This is a genomic window from Flavobacteriales bacterium (genome assembly GCA_013001705.1).
Lineage (GTDB): Bacteria > Bacteroidota > Bacteroidia > Flavobacteriales_D > JABDKJ01 > JABDLZ01.
Genome location: JABDLZ010000163.1, coordinates 1 through 11,399, shown reverse-complemented (window position 1 = coordinate 11,399; position 11,399 = coordinate 1). Strand labels below are relative to the sequence as shown.

General features: G+C 51.0%; 4 protein-coding genes. All 4 read left to right on the top strand.

The genetic code is table 11. The annotated features are described in order from the left end of the window. On the top strand, positions 1-2,751 hold a 2,751-nt coding region (locus HKN79_06775), incomplete at its 5' end, for a T9SS type A sorting domain-containing protein (GenBank protein NNC83263.1). A 157-nt stretch (positions 2,752-2,908) separates the two neighbouring features. Then, positions 2,909-5,569: a T9SS type A sorting domain-containing protein gene (locus HKN79_06770; GenBank protein NNC83262.1), complete on the top strand. Its 2,661-nt coding sequence runs from the start codon at positions 2,909-2,911 to the stop codon at positions 5,567-5,569. Between the two features lie 97 nt (positions 5,570-5,666). After that, positions 5,667-9,680 carry a T9SS type A sorting domain-containing protein gene (locus tag HKN79_06765; GenBank protein NNC83261.1) on the top strand — a complete coding sequence of 1,338 codons (4,014 nt, stop codon included), beginning with the start codon at positions 5,667-5,669 and terminating at the stop codon, positions 9,678-9,680. A 282-nt stretch (positions 9,681-9,962) separates the two neighbouring features. After that, positions 9,963-11,399: hypothetical protein (locus HKN79_06760; GenBank protein ID NNC83260.1), on the top strand; the 1,437-nt coding region annotated here is incomplete at its 3' end.

Genomic DNA, 11,399 nt, shown 5'->3' with positions numbered 1-11,399 from the left:
TACTCACCCGATACCGACAGCCGATTCATGGCCGGGATAGCGATGAATGAAGTAGGGGATATCTCCCTTTTCTATAATGTCACCAGTTCATCCACCTTCCCAGGTATACGCTATACCGGACGCTTGGCCAATGACCCACTGGGTCAGATGACACTGGCCGAAGTTTCTATCGTGGAGGGAAGCGGTTCCAATGGAAGCAACCGCTATGGGGACTATAATTCACTGGATGTCGATCCTACAGATGGGATCACCTTCTGGGGGACAAGCAATTACAACCCGAGCAGCGATTGGTCTACGCGTATTGCAGCGTATTCCTTCTCCGCTTTGAATTGTACGGCACCTACCGTCACTTCTTCGGTAGTAGAGAACTGCAGCACCGGTGAATTCGATGCATCGATCAATATCGGTGCTGATGGCGATACCACCTTCTATAATGTGACCGTCTTTTCGGAGACCGACACCACCTTCTATCCTTTGGTGGCACCCGGTGATCTGGCTATCGGGACCTATGCCATCGGTTCATTTGTGGATGTGCTGGTCGAGTATCCTGGAGATCCGGCCTGTAACCGAGCTATCTCCGGCATCACCGCTGACGGCACTTCCTGCTGCACGGCTCCTACAGTGGCTGTGACCACTACTCCGGATTGTGATAATGGCATATTCGACATCACCATTGTTATCGGTGACGATGGCGATGCACCGGATTACGATGTATTCACCACCGTGGATGGCACCGCCACCTTCATCGGGAATTATGGAGTGGGAGAACACTCTCTAGGAAATTACCCACTCGGGCAAGAAGTCGCTATCACGATAGAGCACACAGGCTTTGCCTATTGCGACCAGACCATTGCCGGTGTGACCGAGAGCGCTATTTGTAACGATGAGTGCAGTGGAGCCCTGCCAATCGCCTGCGGTGGTACAGTGAGCGGCACCACCATCGGGGCCAACGTGGAGTCTCCCGATCCCGGCTTTTGTGGGACATCTGCCGGCACAGGAGGAGGCGTATGGTATCGCTTTACCGGACAGAACTCGGACAATCCTTCAGCTCCTGCTGGAAGTACAGGGGACGCGATACAACTCTCTACCTGTAACGATGGAGGGATCACTCCCGGTAGTACGGATTATGACACCAAGCTCAGAGTCTATTCGGGTGATTGTGCTTCATTGACCTGCGTTGCAGGGATAGATGATTTCACCAGTCAATGTTCTGGATTCTCCTCCTTGCTGGATTTCGATACGCAGGTAGGAGTGGAGTACTTCATATTGGTACATGGCTACTCAGGCTCTGAAGGAAACTTCGTTCTCTCCATGGAGTGTACTCCTCCACCGGCCTGTGCAGAACCCTCTGATCTCACCGCCACTGCAGAAACCACTGAGGCCACAGTCTCCTGGAATGAGAATGGGCAGTCCACGAGTTGGGATATCGAGTACGGTCCAGCCGGATTCATCCAAGGAAATGGCACTGTAGTACCTGGTCTGAATACCACCAGCTATACCATCTCTGGATTGGAATCCAACTCATCCTATGACTACTACGTGAGGTCCAACTGTCCGAATGGAGTGGATAACAGCGCCTGGGTGTTCGGTTCATTCAATACTCAGCAAAGCTATTGTGAGGGAGATCCATTCACCGATTCCGGTAACACGACCGGAACCTATCAGGACAATGAACTGATCACTTACAACATATGCCCGGATAATCCGGGGGCCAATGTCTCTATCACCTTCACCCTCGTAGATATCGAGGTGAATACTGTAGGTGTGGGAATCCAGGATGGATGCTGGGATTTCTTGACGATCTATGACGGTCCGGATACGAGTTCTCCTGTATTGGCCCAGACCCTATGTGGAGAATTGGACGGTGACGGAGGAATTCCTTCGGATACGACCAGTCTCTTGCAAGCAGGGGATATGTTCACCGCGAGCAACGGGTGTCTGACCATCGTATTCGATAGCGATGCGAGCGTGATCGAACAGGGTTGGATCGCTACCGTGGACTGCGGAACAGTGACCGACCCATGTGAGCTATTCGATACCGCTCCGGTGGATCTGACCAAGTCGCAGCAACCGGTCCCATTCCCTGATGGAGTGATCGATAGGGTGCAGGTGAAATTCTACAAGGATTCTCCCCAGGTCAGATATACCGCTGAGGATAATGCAGCATTGGATATCGAGTTCTGGCCGATCCGTGATCTGGTCACCAACACACCTATTACCAATGGAGATACCTCGGTCATCGCAGACCGCGTGAAACCCGGGCAGGATTTCTTCAAGTGGCCGGTGAAATTCCAACGACCCGATATCGAGCCAAATACCCGCTATCGCTGGAGGGTGCGCACCAAGTGTCAAGAAGGAGACTTCAGGGTGAGTCCTTGGAGTGAGGAGAAGATCTTCAATACCCCTGACTTCGATCCAGAAACGGGAATCTATACCCCACCTCCAGGCATGTTCGATGAATCATCGGATATCAAATCCTTGGTAAGCGATGCTGAACTGGCGGTGTACCCCAACCCCAATGATGGACAAGCCATCACATTGGATCTGGATATAGAGCATGTGAGTACAGCCATGGCATACGTCCGCATCGTGGATCTTTCCGGCAAGCTCATCCATGCTGAATTGATCTCCATGAAGGAAGCATCGCGTGGAATGGAACTCACTTTCCAATCTGACCTGGTGACCGGTATGTATTTCATCTCCGTAGAGGTGGATGAGCAGATCTACCGCGAGAAGTTCGTGGTGAAGTGACCGTGAACAAAGAGTATCAGAGCCCTTCCCATGAATTGGGGAGGGCTTTTTTTATTCGCCTAATCTGGACATGGAGCTTTATGGCCTTTATATTTGACTAGGAAAACCAACCACTAGTCGAACAAAAGGGATTATTTGTCGACTCAACATTCATGCAATGAGATTATCCTCCTCCTTCCGATGGGCATTCATCGTGTCTATAACCCTCCTGTCCTTTTCACCCCGACTTTCCCATGCACAGCATTCGGTCGCTCGCCAGTGGAATGAAGCCAACCTGGACGCCATTCGGGGTGACTTTGCACGCCCTACGATACACGCACGTAATCTATATCACGCGGCCATCCTCATGTTCGATTCATGGGCGGCCTATGAATATGGTGTGCAACCGTACTTCCTAGGAGACAGTCTCGGAAACTATGCCTGCCCATTCACAGGCATGCCACATCCTTCAGACAAGCAAGCGGCACAAGAAGAGACCATGAGCTATGCCATGTATCGCTTGATCTCACACAGATATGCCGATGCCCCGCAGGATGAAGAGATCATGGCGATGATCGATACATTGATGGCCGACTTGGGATTCGACCCTTCATTCACCTCTACGGACTACAGTACCGGTGATCCCGCAGCATTGGGAAACTACTTGGCGACAGAATTGATCACTGGCGGGATGCAGGATGGAGCACGTGAAGCTGCAGAATATGCCAATGCCCACTATTTCCCGGTCAATGAGGACATCTTCACACCGGATCCAGGCAATCCTAATCTCACAGACTTCAATCGATGGCAGCCGGTGAGTGTGACCTTGTTCATCGATCAATCCGGAAATCCTTGGCCATTCACACCACCTTTCCTCAGTCCGGAGTGGGGAGATGTCCTTCCCTTTGCCATGCATGATTCACTGCGTGCGACTCACATTCGTGAGGATGGGACCTATCAGGTATGGCATGATCCAGGACCCCCACCGTACATCGATATCGATAGCGGAGGACTGCAATCGGAAGAATACAAATGGGGATTCTCTTTGGTCTCTGTCTGGTCGGCACACCTGGATCCCAGCGATAGTGTGATGTGGGATATCAGCCCGGCTGCTGCAGGGAATTTCGAACTCGATTCCATGCCAACGGACTACGCTGATTATGAAGACTTTTACCACTACTTGGATGGGGGAGATGCGAGCCAAGGGCGTGCCATCAATCCTGTGACCGGATCACCTTATGACCCCCAGTTGGTCCCACGAGGTGATTTTGCCAGAGTACTGGCCGAATTCTGGGCCGATGGTCCGGATAGTGAGACCCCTCCGGGACATTGGTTCACCATCTACAACGAAGTGAGTGATCATCCGCTTTTCGAACGGAAATGGATGGGGCAGGGAGAGGATCTGAACCCCTTGGAATATGATGTGAAGGCTTACTTGGCCCTTGGAGGTGCCATGCACGATGCCGCTATTGCCGCCTGGTCATTGAAAGGTTGGTACGATTACCTGCGCCCAGTCTCAGCCATACGCGGCATGGCCGATCTGGGACAATGCACGGATACGACCTTATCCAATTACCATATAGGTGGATTGCCATTGGTTCCAGGATATATCGAAGTGGTGGAGGAAGGAGATGACCTAGCTGGTGATTCCGCAGAGCATGTGGGCAAGATCAAACTCTATGCATGGAGAGGTCCAGACTATATCGAGAATGAGGATACGGATGTGGCCGGTGTGGGCTGGATCTTGGCTGAGAATTGGTGGCCTTACCAGCGACCGACCTTCGTGACTCCGCCTTTTGCAGGATATGTCTCTGGACACTCGACCTTTTCCCGGGCCGCTGCTGAAGTCATGACCCTCATGACAGGCAATGAGTATTTCCCAGGTGGAATGGGTGAATTCCATTGCCCACAGAATGAATTCCTCGTATTTGAGGATGGTCCCAGCATGGATGTGACCCTGCAATGGGCCACCTACAGGGATGCCTCCGATCAGACCAGCCTATCACGCATATGGGGAGGTATCCATCCACCAGCCGATGATCTGAATGGTAGACGGATGGGAGAGCAGATCGGGATAGATGCCTTTGGTCATGCGATCTCATACTTCGAGAATCAAATGGACTGTTCTGCATTCAGTAAAGCTCCTAGCGGATTGAGGAAATCCTATAACCCCGTGGCCGGAGTGCAGGACCGTGTACAACTGAAGTGGTTCAAGGATTCTCTGGAAACACGCTTCTCCATAGAAGAGGAGGCTGCTTGTGATATCCAGTTCTGGGCCGTGAAGGATCTGATCGATAACAGCCCCATCATAGGAGCAGATACCTCGCTCATACCCATGAGCAAGGTGAGGAAACCAGGTCGCGAATTGTTCAAATGGCCGGTCAAATATTCCCGGACGGATGTGGATCCCAATACCCGTTATAAGTGGAGGGTACGATGTGCATGTGATGATGGGAATGGTCTGCCATCTCCCTGGAGTGAGGTGAAGATATTCAACACTCCGAACTTCGATCCTTCCACTGGTATCGTGCCGGGAGCGCTGGATTGGTCAGCGACCAAGGATGTCGCTTCGGAACTCATCGAGTTCAAGATATTCCCCAACCCGGTGACCGATGGCCGACTGACCATCGCCATCGACTATTTCGAAGAAAAAGAATCACAGGTAGAGGTCCGCATCTTCGATCTCTCCGGGAAAACGGTACTCGTGGATCATACGACTATTCAGAAGGGAAGTAACAGACTCAGATTGGAACTAGAGAACGACCTGGCTCCGGGAGCCTATATCTTGGAATTGGACTCGGACTATTCTCAGGATCGTAGCCTGATACAGATTCATTGATTCTGTTTCCGTAGGATTCACAGTGAGGGCATTTGCAGAAGCTTGGCTCAGGGTCATAGACCCGACCTAGCCTGTATATTCATTTTTTATTTCGACCATGAAGCGCCAAATCTTCCTGTATTCCACCCTTTTCTTTCTTCTCTTCGATATACCGCTCTCTGCGCAGTGGCTCGACTGGAGGGATGAGACCGAATCACGCTTGGTACTGACCACTGTAGCTACGAGTGATGACGAAGAGAAGGATATCTCTGTAGCGGATCTGAACAATGACGGTTGGGAGGATGTCATCGTATGCCGCAAGGAACCCTTCTCCATCAGTACCGAAGGCGCAAAGACCGATCTACTGCTCATGAATGAGAACGGGGTACTGGTAGACCGTACTTCGACCTTCGTACCCGAGTTCCTATCAACCGAGACCTTTGCTCGCGACCTCTACATCGATGATTTCGATGGAGACGGCTGGTTGGATGTAATCGTGGCCAACACCTTCGGTCAACAACCTCAGTACTACAGCAATCAAGGGGAGGATGTGAATGGGAATTGGCTCGGACTTGTGGATGAAAGCGCCTCTAGATTTCCCTTGTTGACGGATGACACACCGCTCATCTGCGCAGTATGGGGAGGCGATGTGGATGGCGATCTGGATGAGGATATCTACTTGGTCAATTACAAGCAGAATGCAAGTGGTGGGATTGCCAAGGATTGGCTATTGATCAATGACGGAAATGGAGTATTCAGTGATGAGAGTCAGGCACGACTCGGAGACCTGAGGAACTCGGCCTTCGGTACATCCGGTCAACTTGTGGATATCGATGGGGACGGTGATCAGGATATTCTCAAGGTATCTACGCTCTATGCCGTAGAGCCTTGGAATGACAATGGACTCTTCGTGCTATTCAATGAAGGCAATGGCTATTATCAGAATTGGCAGAACATCGCACCCTTCTCTCCCTATATGTTCGAGGTGGCCGATTATGACCAGGATGGTAAACTGGATGCTTTTGTGGTCGATGACGGTGCCGACTATCTGGTCACGGTGGATTCTACGCTGGTCGATTCGCTGATCTACTATACCATCACCTATGTGACCAATGGTCTCGGGGGATTTGGAGGAAATGTACATGCCGCAGACCTGGATCTGGACGGTGATCTGGATGTGGCCGTGTCTGACGTGGATGTTGATATACCTCCGTGTGAATCCGGACGGAAACTGGCATTGCTCGACAATCAAAATGGAGTCTTTATGGACACCTACAGCGCAGGCAATTATGACTGGGCCACCAATAGCTATGATCTGGGATTCTTGGATATCAATAGGGACGGCCTGATGGATTTCATCTCGGGAGGCTGTAATGGCTATGCCGTCTTTATGAATGACAACTGCGACCTCGTCACCAATTCTGCCGATTTTGATCTGGATGGATTGCCCGATGCCTGCGACCCCTGTCCTACTAATCCCGACCCGGAGTGTCAACCCGATGTGGAATTTCCCGTGGTGGGGCTGGACGGATCGGTGGCCCGGCAATGGAACGAGATGCTATTGGAGTCGATACGTAGGGATTTCGCTCGTCCTACGGTCCATGCGCGCAATCTTTTCCATACCTCCATTGGAATGTGGGATGCCTGGGCTGTCTACAGCGATTCGGCCTGCACCTATCTACTCGGTAATACCGTGGATGGATTCACCTGTGCATTCGAGGGAGTACCACAGCCTGCTGACCCGGACTCGGCCCGCGAAGTAGCCATCAGCTACATGGCCTATCGCTTGTTGTCGCACAGATTCACAGGTTCTCCAGAATACGACCTTCTGCAACAGGCCTACGATGCGCACATGGATTCATTGGGATTCGATCCGGCCGTCATATCTCCGGACTATACCTCCGGTGATCCAGCAGCTTTGGGGAATTATATCGCTCAGTGTATCATCGACTTCGGCATGCAGGATGGAGCCAATGAGCAGCTGGCTTATGGAAATACGGTATATGAACCGGTCAATCCACCCATGGTCGTGGATCTGCCCGGAAACGACAGTCTGGACGATTGGAATCGCTGGCAACCTTTGACCTTGGAACTCTTCATCGACCAGAGTGGGAACGAGATACCCGGGAGCACCCCGGAATTCCTAAGTCCAGAATGGGGTCAGGTAAGCCCTTTTGCCTTGGATGATTCCGATAAGCAGACCTTCATGCGTGATGGCTTCGATTACGAGGTCTACCATGACCCGGGCACTCCACCTCTTATCGATACCACAGGGATACTGGATTCTGAAGCATATAAATGGGGATTCATGACCACCTTGCTCTGGTCTTCCCATTTGGATACCACCGATGGGGTGATGTGGGATATCTCTCCAGCTTCCATCGGAAACAGGAACGTGCTTCCAGTAAGTCCAGCTGAGTATCCCTCATTCTACAATCAATTGAACGGAGGTACGACCAGTCCGGGCCACACGGTCAATCCGTCTACCGGACAAGCCTATGTACAGAATCTGGTGCCTCGTGCAGACTATGCACGTGTATTGGCTGAATTCTGGGCCGATGGCCCCGATAGTGAGACTCCTCCTGGACACTGGTTCACCTTGATGAATTATGTCTCCGATCATGACTCATTGGAGAAACGATTCCTAGGTACAGGGCCGGTATTGGATGATCTGGAATGGGATGTCAAATCCTATTTCGCCCTAGGTGGAGCCATGCACGATGCCGCTGTGACCGCGTGGGGTATCAAGGGTTGGTACGATTACCTGAGGCCCATCTCGGCCATACGCGCCATGGCGGGTAAAGGACAGAGTACCTATCCGGATTCGACTTCATACCATCCCGGAGGAATCGAATTGATTCCGGGCTATGTGGAGTTGATTGTAAGTGGTGACCCCTTGGCAGGAGATGCCGATGAGCATGTGGGTGAGATCAAGGTCATGGCTTGGAGAGGGCATGAGGCGATCAATAACATTGATGTGGATGAAGCAGGAGTGGGTTGGATATTGGCTGCAGAGTGGGAACCCTATCAGCGTCCCAGCTTCGTGACTCCACCCTTTGCTGGATACATCTCTGGCCATTCTACGTATTCGCGTGCTGCGGCCGTGGTACTTGAGCGATTGACCGGGGATCCCTTCTTCCCGGGCGGCATGGGGACCTTCTTAGCGCCAGAAGATGAGTTCTTGGTCTTCGAGGACGGACCCAGTGTGGATGTCGTTTTGCAATGGGCCACCTATCAGGATGCTGCCGATGAATCGGGTCTGTCGAGGATCTGGGGCGGGATCCATCCTCCGGCCGATGATATACCCGGTCGGAAGATCGGAATCGAAGTAGGGAATGACGCTTTTGACAAAGCCTTGACATTCTTCGGAGTGCAGGATGCCGCATGTGGCAGCGATCCCTGCGCGGACTTTGCCACTGCTCCGGTGGATCTGACCAAGTCCTTCCAACCCGTGCCTTACCCCGATGGTGTGGTGGATCGGGTCCAAGTGAAATGGTATAAAGCCTCTCCGCAGGTGAGGTATAGCATTGCTGACAGTGCAGCCTGTGACATTGAATTCTGGCCGGTGAGGGACCTGGTTAGCAATACACCTATTCTTGATGGAGACACTTCGCTGCTTTTCCAGCGGACCAAGGTGGGTAAGGAGCTCTTCAAATGGCCCCTCAAATTCCAGCGTCCGGACATCGTCCCCAATACCCGCTACCAATGGCGTGTGAGATGCTATTGCAATTACGGGGATGGACCGGTCACTCCTTGGTCGGATGTCAAGATCTTCAATATTCCCGACTTCGATCCGGAGACCAATATCTATACACCTCCTCCTGGGATGTATGTGGATGAATCCGGGGAGCTGAAGGATTTGAATGGCTTATGGGATTGGTCCCTCTATCCCAATCCTTCAGTAGATGGAGAGTTCTGGGTGCGAGCGGATGGTCTTAAAGTCCCAAATAAGACCATTCAGATCAGGGTCTTCAATATCAATGGTCAGGTATTGATCGAAGAATCCGTTCCGGTGATTCGGGGAAGCGTACTCACACGGCTCCAGACTTCCAGGCAATTGAGCTCAGGAGTCTATGTGGTGGAATTCGACACGGGAGTCCAACGCGAGAGGAAGAAGCTATTCGTCCAATAGGCCTAGAATGGGGGTACAGAGGTCCTCGATTACCTTGCTCTGTTGAAAAATAATCCACAGTCAAAAAACTGATAATCAGAACTATATGTGGTTATAGTACAAAATACTATAAGATATATGGTACTTTTTACCATAAGTAGCTGAAAATGTCTATCTTCGTCAAGCTCTTGACAAAGGCTTCAGGACTCCTGAATGGACGTTTTGAACTGAACACATCACAAGCACACGGACTTAAAGAGGAAGTCCGTTCACATATGACAAATTGCTAATCAAATCATGAATATGAAATCTCTACTTACAGGATTAATGGTGGTGTTTGCCACGACATTCTATGCCCAAGGTGGTATGGTCACTTTCAGTGTGGATATGTCAGGATACACAGGATCCGAGATATTGACTGATTCCAACGTATATGTCAACGGAACATTCAATGATTGGTGTGGCGCCTGCTGGACCTTGGGTGACTCGGATGCCGACATGATATATACGGGTACATTTCCCGTCACTTCTGATACCATTGAGTACAAATTCACTGTAAACGGATGGACAGACCAAGAAAACTTCGTAGGAGGTGAGGAGTGTACAATATCCGCTTTTGGATTCACCAATAGATACCTGACCTACTCCGGAGATACGACCCTGACCACTGTATGCTGGAACTCATGTTCTCCATGTGGTGTAGGTCCAGATCCAGGAAATGTCACTTTAACGGTCGACATGAATACCTATGCGGGTTCTGAGACTATCGGAGACTCGAGCATGTACGTTTCAGGTGCCTTCAACAATTGGTGCGGTGACTGCAATATGATGAGCCATAATGGAGACGGAACCTATACGACTACAGTAGCAATGGGTCCTGGTTTGAATGAGTACAAATTCCAGATAAACCAATGGGCGGACCAAGAGTATTTCAATGGAAGTGAACCATGTACCGGACCTCCTGCAGAATTCATCAATCGTCAATTGATGGTCGATGGTGATACTATCGTAGGCGAAGTGTGTTTCCAGGCCTGTGTGACCTGTGACCTGGCCCAAGACCCAGGGAACATCACCCTTTCAGTGGATATGAATCAATATGAAGGTCCGGAGATCGTTGGAGATTCCAGTGTGTTCGTAAGTGGTCAGTTCAACAGCTGGTGTGGTGATTGCAACATGCTTACTCACAATGGAGATGGAACCTATACCGGTACGGTGTTGATGCCTGCCGGGCAGAACGAGTACAAGTTCCAGATTAATAACTGGGCAGATGACGAATCATTAGTTGGAGGCGAAGAGTGTACGCTTACAACCGGTGAATTCACCAATAGGGTATTGGACGTCAATGGAGATGCCATCGTAGATATGGTCTGTTTCGAGTCCTGCGCTGCCTGTGCAGCTCCTTGCACGCTGGCCGACACAGCTCCAGTAGGATTGACCAAGTCCCAACAGCCGGTTCCATTTCCTGATGGGGATATCGACCGTGCTCAGGTCAAATGGTATAAGGACACACCTGATGTCAAGTATTCTGCAGATGACAATACTGCGGTCGACATAGAGTTCTGGCCTATTCGTGATCTGGTGACCAACACTCCCATTACCAATGGTGATACGACCTTGCTCTTAAAGCGCACCAAGCCGAACAAGGACTTGTTCAAGTGGCCGGTCAAGTACATTCGCCCGGATATCAATCCAAATACCCGATATCGCTGGAGAGTGCGTATTTACTGTGATGCAGGTAAT

Coding starts and splice junctions, on each gene's coding strand:
- HKN79_06770 (NNC83262.1), top strand. CDS start 2,909: ATGAGATTATCCTCCTCCTTCCGATGGGCATTCATCGTGTCTATAACC.
- HKN79_06765 (NNC83261.1), top strand. CDS start 5,667: ATGAAGCGCCAAATCTTCCTGTATTCCACCCTTTTCTTTCTTCTCTTC.